Source organism: Microbacterium sp. SGAir0570 (assembly GCF_005491085.2).
Classification (GTDB): Bacteria; Actinomycetota; Actinomycetes; order Actinomycetales; family Microbacteriaceae; genus Microbacterium; species Microbacterium arborescens.
In genome coordinates, this window is record NZ_CP027929.1 from 2813777 (window position 1) to 2834663 (window position 20887).

Consider the following 20887-nt stretch of genomic DNA (forward strand, 5'->3'; position numbering starts at 1 on the left):
ATGGGGGAACGGCGACGGCTGGCGGGCTTCAGCGGCAGGGGATACGACAAGGGCCGAGGGCCCGTCTGGCAGGCGGCGTGGCAGCTCGCATCGGCGATCGCGGTGATGCCGTGGTTCGTGCCGGTGCCGGTGCGGATCGCGGTGCTGCGCGCTTTCGGCGCTCGCATCGGACGCGGCGTGAATCTGCGGTCTGGCGTGCGCGTCCACTGGCCGTGGAAGCTCGAGATCGGCGACGACACCTGGGTCGGCGAGCGCGTCTGGATCCTGAACCTCGAGCCGGTCACGATCGGCAACGACGTGTGCATCTCGCAGGGCGCCCTGCTGTGCACCGGCAGCCACGACCGCCGATCCCCCACCTTCGAGTTCGACAACGCGCCGATCGTCGTCGAGGACGGCGCCTGGGTGGCCGCACGGGCGACGGTGCTGCGGGGGGTCCGGGTAGGCGCCGACGCCGTGATCGGAGCGACCGCTCTCGCGGTTCGCGACGTGCCCGCCGGGGCGACGGTGCTCGCCCCCGCCGCGATCGTGCGATCGTGAAGGTTCTCGGCGTCGTCACTCTCGTCAGCCCGCACGGCGAGTACGGCGGGCCGGTGCGGGTCGCACTCAACCAGCTCGCAGCGTTGCGGGATCTGGGCCACGACGTGGTCATTGCGGGAGCAGCACGCGGGTACGACTCGCTCCCCTCCGACGTCGACGGCATCCCCGCCCGCTTGTTCCCCGCCCGCACGCTGATCCCGGGCATCGGGTTCGCGGGCATCGGGTCACCCGCGCTGCTGCGCTCGCTGCGGCGCCACGTCGGTGAGTTCGACATCGTGCATGTGCACGCTGCGCGTGATCTCGTCACCCTGCCCGCGGCCCGCGTCGCCGGTGCACGCGGGGTCGCCACGGTGCTGCAGACGCACGGGATGATCGACGAGTCGGCGAATGCGCTCGCGATCCCCTTCGACGCAGCGCTGACTCGTCCGGCGCTTGCTTCGGCTCGCGCCGTGACCTACCTGACCGCCCGGGAACGCGCGTCGCTCGAAACCATCAGCCGAGGACGTGCGCGGCTGGTGGAGCTGCCCAACGGCGTTCCGGAGGCACCCGCAGCCTCCCCGACGGGACGCGAGCTGCTCTACCTCGCCCGGCTCGCCGCTCGCAAGCGGCCGGTGCAGTTCGTGGAGGCCGCTGCACGGCTGGCGCCGGAGTTCCCCGACGCCCGCTTCCGCCTCGTCGGCCCCGACGAGGGCGAGGGCGACACCGTCCGTGCCGCGATCGAAGCCTCGGGACACGGCGAGCGCATTCGCTGGGAGGGCGCGTTGGAGCCCGCCCGCACCGGAGAGCGGATGCGGCGGGCCAGCGGCTACGTGCTCCCGGCGGTCGACGAGCCCTATCCGATGTCGGTCCTCGAGGCGATGTCGGCGGGTCTGCCGGTCGTCGTCACGGACACGTGCGGGCTCGCGGCCGCCGTACGAGACGCCGAGGCGGGGTTCGTCACCGACGGCGGCTTCTCCTCTCTGGTCACGGCGATGCGCCGGCTGCTCGCCGACCCGGCGGATGCGCACCGGCGCGGACAGCGCGGCCGGATGATGACGCGCGAGCGGTTCACGATGCCGGCAATCGCGGAGAGGCTCGTCGAGCTCTATGCGCGGTGACGCGCGCTTGTGGTGAGGAGCTCGGCGTCCCTATACTCGCACCACCGTCGATTTGGGGATCGGCACGCGCCGAGCGGAGGGGTCCGCTCGGGTCGCGCGACGGGGCTGCAGCGCCGAGGCTTTGGGGGAGAACGCTCATGAAGCGTGCATTCATCACCGGTATCACGGGCCAGGACGGCTCCTATCTCGCCGAGCTTCTGCTCGCGAAGGGCTATGAGGTCCACGGCCTGGTCCGCCGGGCGTCGACGTTCAACACATCGCGAATCGACCACCTGTACGTCGACCCGCACGAGGTGGGGGCACGGCTGTTCCTCCACTACGGCGATCTCAGCGACGGCGTTCGGATGACGACTCTGCTCGCGCAGATCCAGCCCGACGAGGTCTACAACCTCGGCGCTCAGTCGCACGTGCGGGTCTCGTTCGACGAGCCCGAGCACACCGCCGACACCACCGGCACCGGTTCGGTGAGGCTTCTGGATGCCGTCCGCATGTCGGGTGTGCAGACCCGCTTCTACCAGGCGTCGTCCTCCGAACTGTACGGGGCCACTCCCCCGCCGCAGAGCGAGACCACGCCCTTCTACCCGCGCTCGCCCTATGCCGCCGCGAAGCTGTACAGCTACTGGATCACGAAGAACTACCGCGAGGCGTACGACATGTTCGCCGTCAACGGCATCCTCTTCAACCACGAGTCGCCACGCCGCGGCGAGACATTCGTGACGCGCAAGATCACCCGTGCCGTCGCGGCGATCAAGCTCGGTGTCCAGGACCACGTGTACCTCGGCAACATCGACGCGGTCCGCGACTGGGGATATGCCGCCGAGTACGTCGAGGGGATGTGGCGGATGCTGCAGGCCGACGAGCCCGAGGACTTCGTGCTCGCGACCGGCATCGGCATCACCGTGCGTGATTTCCTCGAGGCCGCCTTCGCCCACGCCGGTCTCGACTGGCGACGCCATGTCCGCTTCGACGAGCGCTACCTGCGTCCGACCGAGGTCGACGCACTGATCGGCGACCCGAGCAAGGCCGAGGAGAAGCTCGGCTGGAAGGCCACGGTCGGCCCGCTCGAGCTGGCGCGGATCATGGTGGACGCCGACATCCGGGCCCTCGAGTTCGCGGGCCGGCCGTGGATCGACACGGTCGCCCTCTCGGGATGGGCAGCGTGATCGACGAGGGCGCGTTCGCACCTCGCCGCCTGGATCGTCATGCGACGTTCTTCGTCGCAGGGCATCGAGGTCTGGCCGGCAGCGCGGTGGTCCGTCGTCTCGAGGCCGAGGGTTTCGATCGGATCCTGACCCGCGCCTCGTCCGACCTCGATCTGACCGAACGCGGCGACGTCTTCCGCTTCTTCCGCACGCACCGCCCGCGCTACGTCGTCCTGGCGGCGGCGAAGGTGGGCGGCATCCTCGCCAACAGCACGTACCCGGTCGACTTCCTGAGCGTCAATCTCCGGATTCAGTCCAACGTGATGGACGCGGCGTGCGAGACGGGAGTCGAGCGGCTGGTGTTCCTCGGATCGTCGTGCATCTACCCGAAGCTCGCTCCGCAGCCGCTCCGCGAGGACAGCCTGCTCACGGGCCATCTGGAGCCGACCAACGATGCCTACGCCATCGCGAAGATCGCCGGCATCCTGAATGTCCAGGCCGTGCGCAGACAGTACGGGCTCCCCTGGATCTCGGTCATGCCCACGAACCTCTACGGCCCGAACGACAACTTCTCGCCGCTCGGGTCGCACGTCCTGCCCGCGCTCATCCGCCGCTACGACGAGGCAGCCGCCGCCGGCAGCCCGCTGGTGACCAATTGGGGGTCGGGCACGCCGCGGCGGGAGTTCATGCACGCGGACGACCTCGCCTCGGCGATCGTGCACCTGATGGAGCACTACGACGGCGCATCGCACGTCAACATCGGCACGGGCCAGGACACGACGATCCGCGAGGTCGCCGAGCAGATCGCGCACATCACGGGCTACCACGGCGAGACGCGCTGGGACACGACGAAGCCCGACGGCACGCCGCAGAAGCTGCTGGACATCTCGCTGCTGCGTTCGACCGGATGGGCGCCGAGCGTCGGACTACGCGGGGGCCTGGCCCGCACGGTCGCCTGGTACCGCCGCAGCCACGCCGAGCTCCGCGCCGCCTGACTCGTCGCCGGGCGGACGACCACGCCCGGCGACGAGGAGGAGGCACGCGACCATCACCGTCGTCGCACCGGTCGCCTGCAGCAGCGAGCCTCGCATGAGGATGGTCATGTAGACCGGGAGCACCGCACCGACGATGGCCCAGACGCCGCCGGAGGCGAAGGCGGTCGCGATCCTGACGTCCATCGCCCGCAGCAGGATGCCGAGCGCGATGAACACGACCACGACACCGGCGATGCCGCCGTTGACCATCGCCTCGGCCCACATCGGCGCTGAGAGGTTGTCGAAGCTGTACCCGCGATACTCCGCCAGGACGATGCCCGTGTCGGTGGGCTTGTCCGGCCAGACCGCGCGGGGAACCCAGAACAGGATGCTGCCCAGGAACTGTCGCGCCGGCTCGACGAGGCCGTCGAGCCAGTAGGCGAGCGAGTTGGCGACCTGCCAGAAAGCGTCGTAATCGGGATTGCCGAGGTACTCGCCGAAGAAGCTGGTGCGATTCACCCGCACCTCGTCGGTGCGGAACGCGTCGGCGATCGGGAAGAGGAACAGGAAGGCCGCGATCGCGAGCAGCATCGTCAGGCGGGCCCGGGAACGGGTGGCGACGGCGCCGGCGAAGACGGCCAGGGCGACCGCGACGGTTCCGAAGGTGTAACGGGCGCTCGCGATCGGGTTGACGATCAGCAGGAGCACGACCGCGGCGGCGAGAGCCGCGACGGTGAAGCCGACGCGACCCGCTCGGGATCGGGCGACTCGTCGAAGCTGGGCCAGCGCCCCGGTCGCGATGAGCAACGGGTAGACCGACGCGGCGTACATGACGGCGCGGAGAGCCGGGTCCGGCCAGCGCGCCTCACGCGCGGCGAAGGCCGCTTCGCGGCTGCCGAGGGCGGCCGCGGGACCGAGCTGGGCGACGAAGAACGCGCTGATACCGAGCCCGACGACGGCGAGTCCGATCGCTCGCGCCGCGCTCACGGGACGGGATACGCCCGCCGCTCGCGGCGGACGTACGTGCTGCAGCAGGATCCAGGCGGCGCGAGCGAGCTCGTAGCAGCCGAGACCCAGCGCGACGATCCCCGCCGTAGGGAGGTCGAACGCCGGATCGATGCCCGGGGTCGTCGTCGAGACGGCGTCGGCACGGATCTGCGCCGTCGGCGCCAGCCCCATGAAGATATAGGCGAACACCCAGAAGAAGAAGTCGAACAGGCGAGGACGCCCCGACACCCACGACGCCGAGAGCCGGACGCCGCCGTAGATCATGATCAGCAGCGTGATGATCCACGCCTCGCTGCGTCCCCGGTCGGGGATGTCCGAGACGAGGGCGACCGGCAGCACGATGCTGAGCACACCGATCGACAGCGCGACGAGGGCGATCCGCGCGCCACCGCGCAGCGACGACTCGGCGCCACCGCGGATAACCGCGTCGCCGATGGTTCCGGTCTGCTTCCCCACGAGCCTCCCCCTCGCATATCATGGCAGACGGGGGTCCGCGTGGTCACACGCGGCATATTGGGGCCGCGTCGATTCGTCGACGCGCGAATGGGGGACGCTATGGAGTCCAACCGTGTTCTACGGGTGATCCGATACCACTGGATGACGGTGGTCGTGCTGACGGCGCTCGGCGCCGCGATCGGGCTCGCATACGCCTGGACGGTGCCGCGGGAGTACACCGCGCGAGCCGACGTCTTCGTCGCCGTGACGGGGAGCTCGACGACGGGTGAACTCGCCCAGGGGAGCAACTTCTCTCAGCAGCAGGCACGGAATCTCAGCACCGTCGCGACGCGGGAGATCGTGCTCGCCCCGGTCATCGACGAGCTCGGGCTGCCCGACTCGACCGCCAAGCTGCGTTCCCGAGTATCGACCTCGGTGCCGCTGAACACCTCGATGATCTCGATCTCGGCCGTGGACGCATCCCCGCGCGAAGCGGCGCGCATCGCCAACCTCGTCGCCGCCAAACTCGCCGAGGTCGTGCCGACACTGTCACCCCAGGTCGACGGCACCTCGCCGGTTCGATTGCGCGTCATCGAGAACGCGGTTCCACCGAACCTCCCCTCCGCTCCGCATATCCCGATGCTCGTCATCCTCGGTGCGCTCGGCGGCCTGGTCGCCGCGGCCGCCGTCGTGCTCCTGCGTCTGGCGTTCGGCACGCGCGTGCGCACCGTCGAGCAGGCTGAAGAGGCGGCGGACGCCGCGATCATCGGTACGGTGAGCACCGATCGCACCGCCGACCGCGCGCCCCTCGCCCTGATGTCGGCCCCGCAGTCGCTGCGCTCCGAGGACTACCGCCGCCTGCGCGGGAATCTGCGTTTCGTGCAGGCATCGCAGGATCACCGCGTCTTCGTCTTCACCTCGTCGGTCCCCAGCGAGGGCAAGAGCACGACCGCCGCGAACGTCGCGGTGGCATTCGCCGCGACCGGCGCGTCGGTCTGTCTCGTCGAGGCGGACCTGCGCCGCCCCAGCCTCGGGCGCATCCTCGATCTCCCGCCCGACCTCGGGTTCACGAGCGTCATCGCGCGGGAGGCGACGCTGGATGACGCGCTGGTCGCCTGGGGCCCGGACCGGCTCCGCGTCCTGCTGGCCGGCCCCGTGCCACCCAACCCGTCGGAGCTGCTCGAGTCCGAGCGCGCACTCGAGTTGCTCGAGAGCCTGCGGTCGGCCCATGACATCGTCATCATCGATGCGCCGCCGGTGCATCCGGTCACCGACGCCGCCGTCCTGGCGCGTGTGTTCGGCGGCGCCGTACTGGTCGTCGGTGCCGGGCGCGCCCGAGAGCGCGACGTGCGCCGCGCCGTTGCGCGCCTGGCATCGGTCGGAGCCACGATCCACGGGGCGGTGCTCAACCTGGCGCGTCCGACGCGAGCCGACCGCCGCAGCTACTCGACGTACTCGATGGTGCCGGAGAGCGGACGAGAGGGACGGGCGGACGGCTCGCGAACGTCGACGCGCAACAGTTCGCGCGAATCGCGCGTGCCGCGCGTCTCCGGAGCCGGTGACGGGAGCCGCCCCGCCGCCGACGGGCTCCGCTCGGAGACCTCGACAGCGGGGCGCCGCTGATCCGTCGTGCAGCGCGTCAGCCGAGGCTGCTGACCCCGTAGTAGCTGAGGTCCTGCACACGCGGCGTGCCGACGACGCGGTACGGCGACGTCAGCGAGATCACCCGCTTGCCGGAACGATCGATGCTCGCCGACACCGCACCCTGTCGCAACGGCACCGTGTAGACCGATCGACCTGCGGGAGCGTCGAATCGCGTGGCGGTGCCTCCCACGGTGACGGTCACAGTGGCGGGCGCGGTCAGATACACCACAGCCTCCACTTCGTCGGTGGGCGTGCTCGACGTGCCGCCGAGAGTGGGGGTGGCCAGCGTGTGACCGAGGCTCGGACGAGCGCCGGCGAACTGCGTACGGTGCACGAGGAATGCCTGATCCTGCGTCACCTTCGGCTCCGCCCCGGCATGGAACCAGTCGAGGTACGGCCGGCTGATGTCGAGGAACGTATCGCCGTGGTCGGCCGACGGCGCGAACTGCGTGCTTTCGCTGTAGTCGTTCCACGTGACGAGCTGCACGTACTGCGCACCGGAATCGATCGCGCGGCGCCATGAGGCCCGCAGGTTGTCGGTGTTGCCCGACTCGGCGAACACGCCCGCGCGCGGACGGTAATCCTGCACCGACACCGGCGCCATCCAGGTCTTCCCGAGAGCCCTGGCACGTGCCGCGTAGTCGGGGCCGTTCGCCGTGTGCCACGGAGTGCGCACACCCCAGTTGCCGTAGCCGTCGGCGATCGCGCGGAAGGCGGACATGTTGGCGTCGGAGGGATTGAGGAAAACGGCTTGGAAGGTGACCTGCACACCGTGCGTGCGCTGCAGTCGTTGGATGATCCGCGACCACCATTCCACGCTCTGCTTCTCGGCGGCGAAGGATGACAGGAGCATCCGGTCTCCGACGCGGAAAGCCGCTTTCGACCGGTAGAGCTCGGCCAGGCGGTCCGCCACGGTCTCGGGGGATACCGCGGCCACCGACGCTGAGGCGTCGACCATCGGCACCACGGCGAAGCCGCCCTGCCGTTCGGCCGCGGTGAAGAGGTTCTTCGTGGCGTCCCAGTTGCTGCCGCTGACGCTCATGATGTTGACGGTGAACCCGTCGATACCGGCGCCCTGAGCCTGAGCGACTTCGCGCCGCAGGTTGTCGATTTTCCAGGACGAGGAGCTCGATGGCGCCACGCCGAGCGGACGGTCGCGCAGGAGCCCGCCGTACTCGGCATGCTTGCCGTTCTCTCCATCGGGGCTCAGATAGTTGCGCGTGTAGTAGTCGGTGTCGGCGGGCCGATTGTCGATCGAGATCGGGTACGGCGGGAAGTAGTGCGCGAACACCATCCGTGCCCCGCTGGCCGGGGCCGGGGCCGGCTTCGGCGTGTACGTCAACCGCAACGAGGGCGCCTTGTCTCCCGTGCGGAAGAACGTGGTCGAGACGCTCTTCTGCCGATAGGCCAGCCGGACCGACAGCTGGCCGTCCTGCGCGACCTGCGCGACGTCGCCGAGAGGCACCGTCACAGACGAGCCGGCACGCGCCGTCGCTGTCGACCCGGCGAGCAGGTCACCCGACTCCGCGGGTCGGGTGGCGTAGGTGAGAGTCGCTCCGGCCCACGAGCCGCGCTCGGCGTACACGTCGACACCGGCCGTCGACGCGGTCGAGTATCTCACCGTCAGAGACAGCGATGCCGAGACGGGACGCGTGGTGTCGACATCGGCCGGCAACGTGAAGCGCGCATAGCTGCGGTCCTGCGTCGAGGTCGCGCTGAGCGGCTGCGTTCCCAGCACGGTCCGGGGCGTGCGCGCCGAGACGGTGGCCGTATCACTCGTGGACAGAGTGACCGTCACCGGGCGCGGCGTCGCCGCTGCGGCGACGTGGCCGCCCGACGCGTGAGCCGCGGTGGTTCCGCCGAGCAGCAGTGCGAGTGTGGACAGGGTCGCGAGAATTGCTCGCCCCGAACGTCGTCGGCGCGAGCTGTGGGGATCTTGATTGTCGGGTTTCATGTCTTCCTCGTGGGTAACAATCACCTTGACGAGCGCTTACCGCCCGCCAAGTCCCTCCCCCAGCAATCTCCACGAGTGTGCCACGAAGCATCGACCGCACCAAATGCCCCGGCGTCTTCCCGAAGCGCAAGGCCATGCGAAGGCAACCGCAACGTTGGCTCAACGTTGCCCGAAGCCCTCGTTTCACACGACGCGACGCAATACTCTGAAGATCGTTCCGAGGCCGACCGGGTCGACATCCGATGAGACCCGCTACTCGGATCCGTTCGCCGGTTTGGGGCCGGCGTGTCGGATAGTCTCACTGTCCGGACGCGATTGGGGAAGAGCGTCCGGACAGTGGACCCCGGCGGCGAATCATACGCCTCCGCCGCGGGCGCGGCAGGCGGTGGGATCGATGGGCCGTCGCGCTCTACGGTGGCCCGATGCAGAGCTACGACTATCTGATCGTCGGCGGCGGGATGGTCGCCGACGCGGCCGCCCGCGGCATCCGCGAACTCGACGAGAGCGGCACGATCGGCATCCTCAGCGCCGATGTCGACGAACCGTACACGCGCCCCGCGCTGACGAAGAAGCTGTGGACCGACCCGGACTTCACCTGGGACCAGGTTCCGCTCGGCACGGCCGACGACACCGGCGCCGAGATCCGGCTGCGGACGCTCGTGACCGCGATCGACCGCGACGGGCGCGCGGTCGAGGACGAAGCCGGCGAGCGCATCGGTTACCGCCGGCTGCTCCTCGCCACCGGTTCGCGTCCGCACGAGATCGATGCGCCCGACAGCGACCGGGTGCTCTTCTTCCGCTCAGCCGACGACTACCGCCGGCTGCGCGAGCTCGCCGCCGCGGGTGGGCGCATCGTCGTCGTGGGCGGCGGCTACATCGGCGCCGAGCTCGCGGCCGCGCTCGTGCAGAACGACGTCGCGGTCGACCTCGTCTTCCCGGGCGCTGTGCTCGGCGACGGCACGTTTCCGCTAGAGCTGGCCGAGCGCTACCAGGATCTGTTCCGAGCGGCCGGCGTCCGGCTGGTCGCGGAACGTCGGGTCGCCGAGGTCGTCGAGGGCGCGTCACCGGACGACGCTCTGGAAATCCTCCTCGACGACGGGTCGCGCCTGCGCGGCGACGCGATCGTGCTCGGGCTCGGCGTCTCGCCCGTGACGGACCTCGCCGAAGCCGCCGGTCTCACCGTCGCCGACGGCGTCGTGGTCGACGAGCTGCTGGCTACCAGCGATGATGCGATCTGGGCGGCGGGCGACATCGCCTCGTACCCCGACCGCCTGCTCGGCCGCACCCGAGTCGAGCACGTCGACAACGCCCAGGAGATGGGCCGCGCGGCCGGGCGGGCGATGGCGGGCAGCGGCGAGGCCTACCGGCACACCCCGTACTTCTACTCGCAGGTGTTCGGCGTCCGGTGGGAGGCCGTCGGCACCCTCGACCCCGATCTCGACACGCTCATCGTGGACGTCGGCCAAGACGAATCGGGCCCGCGAACGGTGGTGTACTACCGCGACCAGACGGGCGCGCCGGTGGGCGTGCTGCTCTGGAACGTCGCCGGCGCCACGGATGCCGCACGCCTCGTGCTGGCCGAGTCGCCCACCGGCACGGCGGATCTGCGCGGCCGGATCAGCTGAGCGCGAGGCGGTCGGCCACGACGGCCGCGAGCTCGTCGGCGATGGCCCGGGCTTCGTCCTCCGTCGTGGCCTCGACCATGACGCGCACGAGCGGCTCGGTACCGGAGGCACGCAGCAGCACGCGACCGGAATCACCGAGGCGCGCGGTCGCTGCGGCGACGGCATCCTGGACGCCCGTGTCGCTGGCGACACGCTCGCGATCGACCTCGCGGACGTTGACGAGCACCTGCGGATAGACGGTCATGACAGACGCGAGCTCGGCCGCGGTCTTGCCCTGGCGTGCCATCTCGGCAGCGAGGTGGAGCCCGGTCAGCAGACCGTCGCCGGTCGTCGCGTAGCGACTCATGATGACGTGCCCGCTCTGCTCACCGCCCAGACCGAAGCGGCCCTGAGTCATGCGCTCGAGCACGTAGCGGTCGCCGACCGCGGTCTGCTCGACGGCGATGCCGTGCTCGGCCATCGCGCGGTGCAGTCCGAGGTTGCTCATGACCGTCGCGACGAGGGTGCTGAAGGGCAGGCGTCCGCGCTGCTTCATCGCCACCGCGAGGATGGCCATGATCTGGTCGCCGTCGATGACGCGACCCTCAGCGTCGACGGCGAGGCAGCGATCGGCGTCGCCGTCATGCGCGATGCCGATGTCGGCCCCCGTGCGGATGACCTCGGCGGCCACCCGGTCGAGATGGGTCGACCCGACGCCGTCGTTGATGTTGAGGCCGTCGGGATCGGCACCGATGACGGTGACCTTCGCACCGGCGTCGCGGAACGTCTGCGGCGACACCCCGGACGCCGCGCCGTGCGCGCAGTCGATGACGACATGGATGCCGTCGAGCGTGTGCGGCAGCGAGCCGAGCAGGTGGACGACGTAGCGGTCCTCGGCGTCGGCGAACACCCGGATGCGGCCGACGTCGGCGCCCGTGGGCTGGAGCTTGGGGCCCGTGAGGGCCTCTTCGATTCGGCGTTCGACCTCGTCCGGGAGCTTGACGCCGCCGCGCGCGAAGATCTTGATGCCGTTGTCGGGAGCGGGGTTGTGGGATGCCGACACCATGACCCCGAAGTCCGCGTCGATGTCACCGACGAGGAACGCCGCGGCCGGAGTGGGCAGGACGCCCGCGTCGAGCACGTCGACGCCCGACGAAGCGAGGCCGGCCGCGACAGCGGCCGACAGGAACTCTCCCGAGACGCGGGGGTCGCGCGCCACGACCGCGGTCAGCCGCTTTCCGGCGGCCTTGCGCGCCTCCGCGATACGGCCCTGGCCCAGGACGACGGCAGTCGCCTGGGCCAGGGTGAGTGCGAGTTCGGCGGTGAGGGGGCCGTTGGCCAGCCCCCGAACACCGTCCGTACCGAACAGCGCCACGGAGCTTAACGCTTCGAGTACTGAGGAGCCTTGCGCGCCTTCTTGAGACCGGCCTTCTTGCGCTCCTTGACGCGCGCGTCGCGCGAGAGGAAGCCGGCCTTCTTCAGGGTCGGGCGGTTGTTCTCGGCGTCGATCTCGTTCAGCGCGCGGGCGATGCCCAGGCGCAGCGCACCGGCCTGACCCGAGGGGCCGCCGCCGGAGATGCGCGCGATGACGTCGTACGAGCCGGCGAGCTCGAGCACCGTGAACGGGTCGTTGATGAGCTGCTGGTGCAGCTTGTTCGGGAAGTAGTCCTCGAGCGTGCGCCCGTTGACCGTGATGGTGCCCGAACCGGGGATGAGGCGCACGCGGGCGATGGCCTGCTTCCGGCGGCCCACGGCGGCACCGGGAACCGAGAGGACCGGACGGGGCGCGGCGGCTGCAGCAGCCTCCGAGGCGGGCGTCTCGGTCGAGTAGTTCTGGGGGGTCTCCTCGAGGGAGTCAGCGATCTTCGCCATCAGTGTTTCCTTGAGTGTTTTCGCGGCGCTTACTGGGCGACCTGGTCGAAGGTGTAGGTGGTGGGCTGCTGCGCAGCGTGCGGGTGCTCGGCACCGGCGTAGACCTTGAGCTTCGAGAGCTGCTGGCGGCCCAGGCTGTTCTTCGGGAGCATGCCGCGGATGGCCTTCTCGACCGCGCGGACGGGGTTCTTCTCGAGCAGCTCCTCGTAGGAGACGGCCTTGAGGCCGCCCGGGTAGCCCGAGTGGCGGTACGCCATCTTCTTCTGGAGCTTCTGACCGGTCAGCGCCACCTTGTCGGCGTTGACGACGATGACGAAGTCACCGGTGTCGACGTGGGGAGCGAAGGAAGCCTTGTGCTTGCCGCGGAGAAGGACGGCGGCGTGCGAGGCGAGACGGCCGAGGACGACGTCGGTTGCGTCGATGACCAGCCACTCGCGCTGGATCTCGCCAGCCTTGGGGGTGAAAGTGCGCGTCACAGTAGTGCTGCTTTCTTGATTCGAACGGAGGAGTTCGTGAATCCCGCTCCGGGGTGGTTCGTCCGAGACGAACACGCCAGTGGAGGGCTCACGTTCGTGGCGACACGCCTGCGTGGCATGCGCACCAAAGAGACAGCGTACGCTATCGGTCGACGTTATCAAAGCCGCGCCTGTCCCCCCGGGCCGTCCTCGATCTCTCATGCACCCTCGATCGGAGACCCCGGATGCCCCTGTTCGAACCGCAGCGTGCGCGCGCCGGTCGCATCCGGGTGTTCACCCGAGCGCAGCTGCCTTTCGTGATCGGCACGCTCGTCGTGCTCGCCGCTCTCGCCGTCGGCGCGCCGGCCTCGCTCTCGTCGCCGCTCGTGGGCGCCGCGGTGGTCCTCGTCATCGTGGCGTCGATGGCCGGCACGCTCGTCCCGTGGGAGCTGTTCTCGTCGTCCTGGCTGATCGCCGTGGCCATGGCCGACATCGTCGCCGTCGCACTCCTGCGCACCGAAGTGGTCTGGCTGCTCCCCGGGGTGAGCATGCTCGCGATCTTCCCGATCCTCTGGATCGCGTACGGCTTCCCACCGGTGGCGTTCACCGCTGCAGTGGGCGGCGCGGCGTTCATGACCTCGCTTCCCTTCCTCGTCCGCGGCAGCTGGCCCGCGACGCCGCTGGAATGGGCCAACGTCTTCACCCTGCCCGGGCTCATCCTGGCCGTGGCCGTCGTCGTCAACATCGCCGCCCAGCATCTGCGTCGCAACGCCCACCATCTACGCGCGTCGCACGAGGAGCGCGCCCGCGCGCTCGCGCAGGCGCACGACAACGAACTCGTCCTGCGCACGGTGCTCGACAACGTTCGCAGCGGCGTCGCGCTGTACGACGATGCCGGCCGCCTCGTCCTGGCGAACCGCACGGCCGAGGACCTGTCGCGGGCGATGGGCTTCGCTCTCGACGAAGCGCCCTACGCCGGCGACGCCGTCCTCGCCGCCGACCGGACCACGCCGGTGCCCCACAGCGAACAGCTCATCCCGCGCGCCCTGCGCGGCGACAGCGTGGGCGAGGCCGTCGAATGGGTCGGTCCGATGGCGGAGCAGCGCGCCATCCTGGCCGATTCCGACCGGGTACGTCGTACCGACGGCACGCTGCTGGGAACGCTCGTCGTCGCCCACGACGTGACCGAGATGGCCGACGCCGCGCAGATCCGTCACGACTTCCTGCGGACGGTGTCGCACGAGCTGCGCACGCCGCTCACGAGTGTGACCGGTTACCTCGACCTCCTCACCGAACGGGTCCGGCCGGAGGATCCGGCCGCGACCCGCTATCTCTCGCTCGTCGAGCGCAACGTCCTCGTGCTGACGGACCGGATCAACGAGCTCCTCGCCGCCGCCTCGACCGACACCGAGGTGTCGCCGCGCCCCGTGACCCTCAGCGACCTGATCGCCTCGGCGGTGCGTGCCGTCACGCCGCAGGCCGAGCGCCGCGGCAGCTCGATCCAGCAGATCGGGGCGACCGACGAGCGCGTCGTGCTCGACCCCGTCCGCATCCGCCAGTCGCTGGAGGAGCTGATGGTGAACGCCGTGAAGTTCAGCCCACCCGCTTCCGCCGTCGTCATCGGCCAGCGCGTGGACGACACGGGCATCCACATCGTCGTCAGCGACAGCGGGCCCGGGCTGACCTCCCTCGAACGGACCCGGGTGTTCGATCCGTTCTACCGCACCGAGTATGCCCGCCAGCACGCGATCCAGGGCTTCGGCATCGGACTCTCCGTCGTGCGCAATGCGGTCGTGGCGCACGGGGGGCGCGTGCGAGTGGGAGCTTCGGCGTCGGGCGGCACCGCAATGGCCATCGTCCTGCCGACCGTCCTGCCGGCCCCCTCGCCGACGGACTGGGCGCACGACGCCCCGGTGTCAAGTCCGGGCGGGACATTCGTCGCGACAGGAGAATGATCCCGACGCTGAGACTCTCGACAACTCGGCCCGTTCGAGGTGACGACGACGATGAGCCCTTCCCCCTATGACCACGCCCCTGCGGCCGAGGCCGCCTTCGCCGGCGTCGCGACCGACTGGGCGGCGCAGGTGACGTCGGTCGGGATCGTCGAGCTCGACGACGCGGGCGTGGTGCGGTCGTGGAACCCCGGGGCGGAGCGACTGAAGCGGTACGCCGCGGCGGACGTCATCGGCACGTCCTTCACCCGGTTCTACCGGGCCGAGGACCGCGAACGCGGCCGTCCGGAGCGGCTGCTCGCCACCGCACGCGCCGACGGATCGGTCGAGGACACCGGCTGGCGGGTCCGCGGCGACGGCTCGCTCTTCTGGGCGCATGTGCTCATCACGGCCGTCCGCGACGAGGATGGCGCACCCGGGGGGTTCGTCAAGATCGTGCGCGACCTGAGCGAGGCCAAGCGCATCGATGACGAGAAGGACGGCTTCCTCCGCGCGTTCGCCCACGACCTCCTCTCGCCGATCACGGCCCTGCGCGGGTATGTCGATCTGCTCGAGGACGAGATCCCCGAAGCTCAGGCGGGCCTGCTGCAGCACGTCTCACACGTCACCGACCACATCATCGCGATGGTGGGCGAGCTCTCCGCGCACGTACGCGGCGGTCACGGCGACGAGAGCGAGGAGACCGAGCTGCTGGCACTCGCCCGCGAGGCGGCCGAGCTCGTGCTCCCGGGAGACGTCAACGAACGGGTGGATGTGCGCGGCGCCGGGCACGCCTGCGTGTCGACCGATCGCGCCCTGCTGCGCCGCGCGCTCGCGAACATCATCGACAACGCAGCGAAGTACAGCGAGGACGCGATCGTGATCTCGGTGTCGGAGGAGCCGGATGCCGCGGTCGTGGCGGTCGCCGACAGCGGGCGCGGCATCGATCCGGCCGACCTCGCGACGATCTTCGAGCCGTACCGCCGGGGACGGCTCTCCGACCCCGGCGACGGCGGCACCGGCGTCGGACTCGCGAGCGTACGCGACATCGCACGACGACTCGGCGGCGAGGCGTCCATCGAGAGCACCCCGGGGGTCGGGACGACGGTCACCCTGCGCCTGGCGCCCTCACCGTGACGCCGGGAGGACCGTCTCGAGGACGACGTCGCCGCCGTCCTGGAAGACGCGCCGCCCGATGGTCCCGAGGCCACGTCCGGGACGAGGGGCGAGGCGGCCCGGCGAGGCGACCCGCAGCAGCAGCGATCCCGAGCCGGTGACACGCGCGACCACCTGAGCGCGCCGCGCGCCGGAGTGCTTGACGGCGTTGACGAGCGCTTCGGTGACGACCGAGACGACGCGCTCGGCGGTCTCGGGGTCGCGCAGCCGCATCCGGACGGCGTCGTCGATCCGCTGCGTGACCGCGACGGCCGGCGCCCACGCCTCGATCAGGCGGTCGAGCGATTCGCCCGGCGGCATCCTCTCGTCGGATCCGGCGTGGAGGATCGCGCGGAACGCAGCCTCCGTGCGGCTCCGGAAGTCCGCGACCTCGTCGGGCGTCGGGGCGCGCTCGTCGACGCGGGCCGCGAAGACGACGCACGCACCCTGTGCGCGGCCGTGCAGCACGTCGACACCCCGGCGGACCGGTGCGCTCTCGTCGACCTCGGCCGCCTCACGGGCCACCTCCGCGAGTCCGCCCGCAGCACGACGCTCGTCGGCTCCGGCCCGCGAAAGGGCGTCGCGGCAGAGACCGACCAGCACCGCGACGACGGGGACCGCGAGCACCGGCACGAGCCCGAGCACCCCGATGCGCGGCAGGAAGAGGTAGGTGACGACGCTCATCCCGGCCCCGGCGGCGGTCCAGACGGCCACGAACGCGGCGGGACGCGGGGGACGGGCCCAGCGACGCACGGCGACGCCGGCGACGAGGTCGACGAGGATGCCGCCGACGAGACCGGCGAGCCCCACCCCCGCTCCGCCGGCCGCGACGGCGTAGGGGAAACAGGCCAGCGCGTAGAGCAGGGCGACACTGAGCCAGGGCGGGGCGACCAGCCGCATCGACAGCGGCGCGTCCGCGTCGTCCGGCAGGGGCGGCTCGAGCGGTCCGTCGTCGTCGTACGAGCGCAGCAACCGGTCGACGCGGTGGCTCAGTCCGCGGACGTCTTCGGAGAACGCGCGGACGGCCTCGAAGTCGACGGGACCGTCGAGCATCCGCTCACGCGAGCGGCGGAGCATCGCGATGCCGCTCACGAGCGCCTCCCTCGCCTCCGCCGCGATGCGCTGCCGCCGCGCCTCCGCGCTCGCGACCCGCGCGAGGGCGGCGCGCAGCCGGTCGGCGGCGGCACGCGAGGCGGCGTGCCGCGAGGTGATGACCGCGACGATCGACAGCAGCGCGACGGCGGTCACGAGGTTGGTCGCGATGCGCGACGGCATCGGTCCGCTCGGGACGATGCCGAACAGCGCCGAGCTGATCGCGTCGTTGACGAAGGATCGCATCGTCGCCACCACAAGCAGGGCGCCGAGCACCAGCGCGCCGCGGCCGGCGCGCGACGACATACGGCGTTCCGCGACGGCGACCGGCACGAGCAGCGCCGCCAGGACCGCCCACCCGAGGGCGGCCACCGCCGCTCCGCGCAGATAGGCCTCGATGCCGACGCCACCGACGGAGGGCACCGAGAAGATCCCCGCCACCAGCAGCGACACGGCGGCGCTCCAGCGCGTGTAGAAGCCGCCGCCCGAGACTGCGCTCCACCAGGTCGTCATGCGGGCTCCACGCGCTCACGTTACCGGCGGGCCGGCTGATGCCGCAGCCGGGCCCGGCCGAGTTCGCCCCCGCCGTGACGATCGCCAGGTGGCAATGCGACGCAGGGGCGGACGGTCCCCCCAGCCGTCCGCCCCACGCCCTCGCCGTCCCCGTCTCCATCCTGATCGTGAGCGTCGCCGCGGAGCGGTCCTGGGCGCGGAATTCACCCGCCGGTTCACCCGTCAGCGAAGGCGTCCGTCCCCGGGGCGGGTGACGCGGAGACGGCGCGCCCCGTAGCCGTCGAGGTCCATCGAGACGATGGCACCGTCGAGCAGCCAGCTCTCGCCGGACGCCAGACAGACGAGCTCGGTCCCGGACGGTTCATCGCCGAGATCGACGTCGAACGAGACGGGTTCGCCGGCGAAGTTGTGCACGGCCACGAAGCGGCTCCCGCTCGTGCGGGCGCCGTGGGCGAGCACGGATGCAGCGGTGACGGGCAGCAGTTCGAGGTCGCCCCAGCCGATCTCGGGAGACTGCCGATAGGTCTGCGCGAGTCCCTTCACGAACGTGAACAGCGAGTCCGGAGCCAGCAGCTGCGTCTCGACGTTCACGTGCTGGGGCGCGTAGGGCCCGTCCGGCGCGGGCAGCGGATGGGCGCCCACGGGCGCCGTCGAGAAACCGCCGTCGGGACGCCACTGCATCGGCACCCGCACCGCGTCGCGCTCCTCGATCTCGAGGTTCTCGCCCATGCCGATCTCTTCGCCGTAGAGCAGCACAGGCGTTCCCGGCAGCGAGAACAGGAGGCTGTAGACGAGGCGGATACGACGCGGGTCGCCGCCGAGCATCGGTGGAAGCCGGCGCCGGATTCCGCGGCCGAAGACCTGCATCGACTCCTCGGGCGCGAATGCCGCGAAGACCTCTTCGCGCTCGGCATCCGACAGCTGATCGAGGGTGAGCTCGTCGTGGTTGCGGACGAAGTTGGCCCACTGCGAGATCGTCGAGATGTCCGGCCGGCCCGCGAGCGAGGCGCGCAGCGGCTCCGGGTCCTCCCGCGCGAGGGCGAGGTACAGCGCTTGGTTGCTCGCGAAGTCGAACTGCATGTGCAGCTCGCCGTCGCCGTCGGCGCCGAAGTACGCGGCCTGTTCGTCATGGGGGACGTTGACCTCGCCCACGAGCATCGCATCGCTCGACCGGCGCTGGGCGAAGCGGCGCAGCGCGCGCAGGACATCGTGATCGCGCTGCGGCTCGCGGCGCTCGGGCGAGGACACGAACGACGGAACCGCATCCACTCGGAAGCCCGACACCCCCAGCTGCAGCCAGAACCCCATGATCTTGGCCAGCTCGCGCTGCACGGCCGGGTTCTCGGCGTTGAGGTCGGGCTGGTGGGCGTAGAAGCTGTGGAGGTAGTACTGCTCGGTCCTGTCGTCCCATTCCCAGACGCCGTCCTCCTCGCCCGGGAACTGCGTCTCGCGAGGGTCGTCGGGGATCTCGTCCCGCCAGACGTAGAAGTCGCGGTAGGGCGACTGCCGGCTCTCGCGCGACGAGAGGAACCACGGATGCTGATCGGAGGTGTGGTTCATGACGAGATCGACGATGACCCGGATGCCGCGGTCCTCGGCGGTACGGATGAGCTCGACGAAGTCGCCGTGGGATCCCACCCGCGGATCGACCCCGTAGTAGTCCGACACGTCGTAGCCGTTGTCGCGCCCGGGCGTCGGGTAGAAGGGCATGAGCCACAGACACGTCACGCCGAGATCTGCGAGGTACGGCAGTCGCCGGGCGAGGCCCTGCAGGTCGCCGTCACCGTCGCCGTCGTCGTCGAGGTACTTCTCGACGTCCACGCAGTAGAGCACGGCGTTCTTCCACCACAGGTCGCTCGTGTCGGAGATCCTCATCCGGCACCTCCCGCGAGCTGGGTCTCGGCGCCCAGTCGTTCGCGCAGGGCTCCGAGGAGAGCACTGGCCCGCTCGCCGAGGAAGGCCCGCTGGTCCTGCGAGATCTCGTGGATGTAGAGCCGGTCGAAGCCGGCCTCGACGAGCTCGGCGAGACGATCGGCCAGGTCGGCGACGCCGCTCGGGGAATCGTCCGCGATGAGCACGTGCTCGGCGAGCTCGGCGTCGCTGGGGTCGCCGGCCCGGGCCGCGAAGTCCTCGGGCTGCGCGATGTCCCAGGCCTCCGGCGGCGTCACGACCCCGTGCAGCCACTGGTCGCGTACGAGCGCGGCGGCTTCCTCCCTCGAGCCGGCGAGCGCGATGTGCACCTGAAGGCAGGTGGGCCCGAGGCCTCCGGCATCCAGGTACGCGTCGACGATCTCGGCGACCTGGTCGCGGCTGGTGCCGACGGTGACGAGCCCGTCCGCCCAACCGGCGGCCCAGCGTGCGGTCTCGGGTGAGGCGGCGGTGGCCATGAGGGTCACCGGCCCGGTGGGCAGGCTCCACAGGCGTGCTTCGTGGACGCGGATGCGGCCGTCGTGATCGACCCGCTCGCCGGCCAGCAGTGCGCGCATGACCTCGACGCACTCCCCCAGGCGCGCCGTTCGTTCGTCCTTCGCGGGCCACGCGGCGCCGGTGACGTGCTCGTTGAGCAGCTCGCCGCTGCCGAGGGCGGCGAAATAGCGGCCCGGGAACATCTCGGCGAGGGTGGCGATCGCTTGCGCGCTGACGACAGGGTGGTAAAGCTGACCGGGGGTCGAGACCGACCCGATGGGGAATCGCGTCGAGGCCAGTGCGGCCCCGAGCCAGGCGATCGTGTTGCCCGAGTGGCCCTGGCGCGGGGTCCAGGGCGCAAGGTGGTCGGCGCTGAACGCCCCGTCGAAGCCGACGCGTTCAGCCGCGATGACGGCTTCCAGGAGCGCGCTGGGCGCGAGCTGTTCGTGCGAAGCGTGATATCCGATGAAGGCCATGCCCCAGTCTTTCGGCCGCGTGGAGCCGATGACCTCCGGTTGCCCGATCGGGCCTGTTGCGGTACGGGGCCGTGTCAGGCTCGGCCGGTGGCGTCGTGAAGGCGTGTCAGCGCGTCGCGCATCTCGGCGAGCCGGCCGCGCCCGACGGCGCGACGCCGGAGGCGGGCGAGGATCCACGCCCGCACGGTGCCCGCGCCCGCGTCGAACCAGCGCGCCTCGCGCCAGACGTCGAGGAAAGCCTGGCGCACGGCTTCCTCGGCGGCCTCCCGGCTCGCAGTCAGCCGCAGCGCGAGCCCGAAGGCGGCGCCGGCGGTGGCGTCGTACAGCTCGGCGAACGCACTCCGGTCTCCCGCGGCGACAGCGGTGAGGAGGGCGTGGAGCTGGGCCTCGGAGCCGGGACGTGAGGGCTCGTCCGCGGTCGTGTCCGGCGCGAGCAGATCGGTCATGAGGGAATCGTGCTGCGCGAACGGGCCGCCGGGAAGCGCTTGAGTCTCGGCACCTCCCGTGGTAGGTCGATGCAGTCAGGTGAATACATCCGTCGCGGGTGTGCCGGGCAGGCGGACAGCGAAGCGCCCCGGGGCCGAAGACCCCG

Annotated in this window: 17 protein-coding genes; 8 read left to right on the forward strand and 9 right to left on the reverse strand. The window is 70.8% G+C overall.

What is annotated here, in order from left to right; all coding sequences use genetic code 11:
* The 4 genes from C1N74_RS13315 (at position 1) to C1N74_RS13330 (ending at position 3771) form a co-directional block, all read left to right on the forward strand.
* Complete coding sequence (locus tag C1N74_RS13315; protein WP_023954346.1) at positions 1-537, forward strand: DapH/DapD/GlmU-related protein; 537 nt, start codon at positions 1-3, stop codon at positions 535-537.
* Positions 534-1634, forward strand: coding sequence for a glycosyltransferase (locus C1N74_RS13320; RefSeq protein WP_137750703.1), 1101 nt, complete (start codon positions 534-536; stop codon positions 1632-1634). Before C1N74_RS13315 ends, C1N74_RS13320 begins: the two co-directional genes overlap by 4 nt.
* Positions 1635-1771: 137 nt before the next feature.
* Positions 1772-2797, forward strand: coding sequence for a GDP-mannose 4,6-dehydratase (gene gmd, locus C1N74_RS13325; RefSeq protein ID WP_036304794.1), 1026 nt, complete (start codon positions 1772-1774; stop codon positions 2795-2797).
* A complete protein-coding gene (locus tag C1N74_RS13330; protein ID WP_064955376.1) occupies positions 2785-3771 on the forward strand; it encodes a GDP-L-fucose synthase in 987 nt (328 codons plus the stop codon). Before gmd ends, C1N74_RS13330 begins: the two co-directional genes overlap by 13 nt.
* Here C1N74_RS13330 and C1N74_RS13335 read toward each other — a convergent pair.
* Positions 3703-5214, reverse strand: coding sequence for a hypothetical protein (locus C1N74_RS13335; RefSeq protein ID WP_137750704.1), 1512 nt, complete (start codon positions 5212-5214; stop codon positions 3703-3705). The genes C1N74_RS13330 and C1N74_RS13335 overlap by 69 nt on opposite strands.
* A 99-nt stretch (positions 5215-5313) precedes the next feature.
* Here C1N74_RS13335 and C1N74_RS13340 point away from each other — a divergent pair, with 99 nt between their 5' ends.
* Positions 5314-6816, forward strand: coding sequence for a polysaccharide biosynthesis tyrosine autokinase (locus C1N74_RS13340; protein ID WP_181405538.1), 1503 nt, complete (start codon positions 5314-5316; stop codon positions 6814-6816).
* Between the two features lie 16 nt (positions 6817-6832).
* On the opposite strand, the gene C1N74_RS13345 is transcribed toward C1N74_RS13340, so the two are convergent.
* Positions 6833-8791, reverse strand: a complete 1959-nt coding sequence (locus C1N74_RS13345; protein ID WP_137750705.1) for an endo-1,3-alpha-glucanase family glycosylhydrolase — start codon at positions 8789-8791, stop codon at positions 6833-6835.
* Between the two features lie 422 nt (positions 8792-9213).
* On the opposite strand from C1N74_RS13345, the gene C1N74_RS13350 reads away from it, so the two are divergent.
* Complete coding sequence (locus C1N74_RS13350) at positions 9214-10416, forward strand: NAD(P)/FAD-dependent oxidoreductase (RefSeq protein WP_137750706.1); 1203 nt, start codon at positions 9214-9216, stop codon at positions 10414-10416.
* On the opposite strand, the gene glmM is transcribed toward C1N74_RS13350, so the two are convergent.
* From glmM to rplM, 3 genes are read right to left on the reverse strand one after another with little or no spacing between them, the layout of a single operon-like run.
* Positions 10409-11770: a phosphoglucosamine mutase gene (gene glmM / locus C1N74_RS13355; protein WP_103843186.1), complete on the reverse strand. Its 1362-nt coding sequence runs from the start codon at positions 11768-11770 to the stop codon at positions 10409-10411. The two genes, C1N74_RS13350 and glmM, sit on opposite strands and share 8 nt — an antisense overlap.
* 5 nt (positions 11771-11775) lie before the next feature.
* Positions 11776-12267 carry a 30S ribosomal protein S9 gene (rpsI, locus tag C1N74_RS13360; RefSeq protein ID WP_023954328.1) on the reverse strand — a complete coding sequence of 164 codons (492 nt, stop codon included), beginning with the start codon at positions 12265-12267 and terminating at the stop codon, positions 11776-11778.
* A gap of 29 nt (positions 12268-12296) precedes the next feature.
* On the reverse strand, positions 12297-12743 hold the full coding sequence (gene rplM, locus C1N74_RS13365) for a 50S ribosomal protein L13 (protein WP_023954326.1): 447 nt from the start codon (positions 12741-12743) through the stop codon (positions 12297-12299).
* Between the two features lie 224 nt (positions 12744-12967).
* Here rplM and C1N74_RS13370 point away from each other — a divergent pair, with 224 nt between their 5' ends.
* Together C1N74_RS13370 and C1N74_RS13375 are read left to right on the forward strand one after the other, a co-directional pair.
* The gene (locus C1N74_RS13370) at positions 12968-14677 is read left to right on the forward strand and encodes a cell wall metabolism sensor histidine kinase WalK (protein ID WP_103843190.1); all 1710 of its coding nucleotides are present in this window, start codon (positions 12968-12970) and stop codon (positions 14675-14677) included.
* 51 nt (positions 14678-14728) lie between these two features.
* A complete protein-coding gene (locus C1N74_RS13375; RefSeq protein WP_137750707.1) occupies positions 14729-15790 on the forward strand; it encodes a HAMP domain-containing sensor histidine kinase in 1062 nt (353 codons plus the stop codon).
* On the opposite strand, the gene C1N74_RS13380 is transcribed toward C1N74_RS13375, so the two are convergent.
* The 4 genes from C1N74_RS13380 to C1N74_RS13395 all read right to left on the reverse strand — a co-directional run bounded on the left by C1N74_RS13380 (position 15782) and on the right by C1N74_RS13395 (position 20741).
* Positions 15782-17413 carry a hypothetical protein gene (locus C1N74_RS13380; RefSeq protein ID WP_137750708.1) on the reverse strand — a complete coding sequence of 544 codons (1632 nt, stop codon included), beginning with the start codon at positions 17411-17413 and terminating at the stop codon, positions 15782-15784. The genes C1N74_RS13375 and C1N74_RS13380 overlap by 9 nt on opposite strands.
* Positions 17414-17635: 222 nt before the next feature.
* The gene (locus C1N74_RS13385; protein ID WP_064955383.1) at positions 17636-19288 is read right to left on the reverse strand and encodes an alpha-amylase family protein; all 1653 of its coding nucleotides are present in this window, start codon (positions 19286-19288) and stop codon (positions 17636-17638) included.
* A complete protein-coding gene (locus C1N74_RS13390; RefSeq protein WP_137750709.1) occupies positions 19285-20295 on the reverse strand; it encodes an LLM class flavin-dependent oxidoreductase in 1011 nt (336 codons plus the stop codon). The genes C1N74_RS13385 and C1N74_RS13390 overlap by 4 nt, the downstream gene beginning before the upstream one ends.
* Before the next feature lie 74 nt (positions 20296-20369).
* Positions 20370-20741, reverse strand: a complete 372-nt coding sequence (locus tag C1N74_RS13395; RefSeq protein WP_023954314.1) for a sigma factor — start codon at positions 20739-20741, stop codon at positions 20370-20372.
* Between the last annotated feature and the right edge of the window lie 146 nt (positions 20742-20887).

Excerpts from the sequence above, each read along its gene's own strand:
- C1N74_RS13330 (WP_064955376.1), top strand. The coding sequence starts at position 2,785 with ATGGGCAGCGTGATCGACGAGGGCGCGTTCGCACCTCGCCGCCTGGAT.
- C1N74_RS13395 (WP_023954314.1), bottom strand. The coding sequence starts at position 20,741 with ATGACCGATCTGCTCGCGCCGGACACGACCGCGGACGAGCCCTCACGT.
- C1N74_RS13370 (WP_103843190.1), top strand. The coding sequence starts at position 12,968 with ATGCCCCTGTTCGAACCGCAGCGTGCGCGCGCCGGTCGCATCCGGGTG.
- C1N74_RS13345 (WP_137750705.1), bottom strand. The coding sequence starts at position 8,791 with ATGAAACCCGACAATCAAGATCCCCACAGCTCGCGCCGACGACGTTCG.
- C1N74_RS13315 (WP_023954346.1), top strand. The coding sequence starts at position 1 with ATGGGGGAACGGCGACGGCTGGCGGGCTTCAGCGGCAGGGGATACGAC.
- C1N74_RS13340 (WP_181405538.1), top strand. The coding sequence starts at position 5,314 with ATGGAGTCCAACCGTGTTCTACGGGTGATCCGATACCACTGGATGACG.
- C1N74_RS13385 (WP_064955383.1), bottom strand. The coding sequence starts at position 19,288 with ATGAGGATCTCCGACACGAGCGACCTGTGGTGGAAGAACGCCGTGCTC.
- gmd (WP_036304794.1), top strand. The coding sequence starts at position 1,772 with ATGAAGCGTGCATTCATCACCGGTATCACGGGCCAGGACGGCTCCTAT.
- C1N74_RS13375 (WP_137750707.1), top strand. The coding sequence starts at position 14,729 with ATGAGCCCTTCCCCCTATGACCACGCCCCTGCGGCCGAGGCCGCCTTC.
- C1N74_RS13380 (WP_137750708.1), bottom strand. The coding sequence starts at position 17,413 with ATGACGACCTGGTGGAGCGCAGTCTCGGGCGGCGGCTTCTACACGCGC.
- C1N74_RS13390 (WP_137750709.1), bottom strand. The coding sequence starts at position 20,295 with ATGGCCTTCATCGGATATCACGCTTCGCACGAACAGCTCGCGCCCAGC.
- C1N74_RS13350 (WP_137750706.1), top strand. The coding sequence starts at position 9,214 with ATGCAGAGCTACGACTATCTGATCGTCGGCGGCGGGATGGTCGCCGAC.
- rpsI (WP_023954328.1), bottom strand. The coding sequence starts at position 12,267 with ATGGCGAAGATCGCTGACTCCCTCGAGGAGACCCCCCAGAACTACTCG.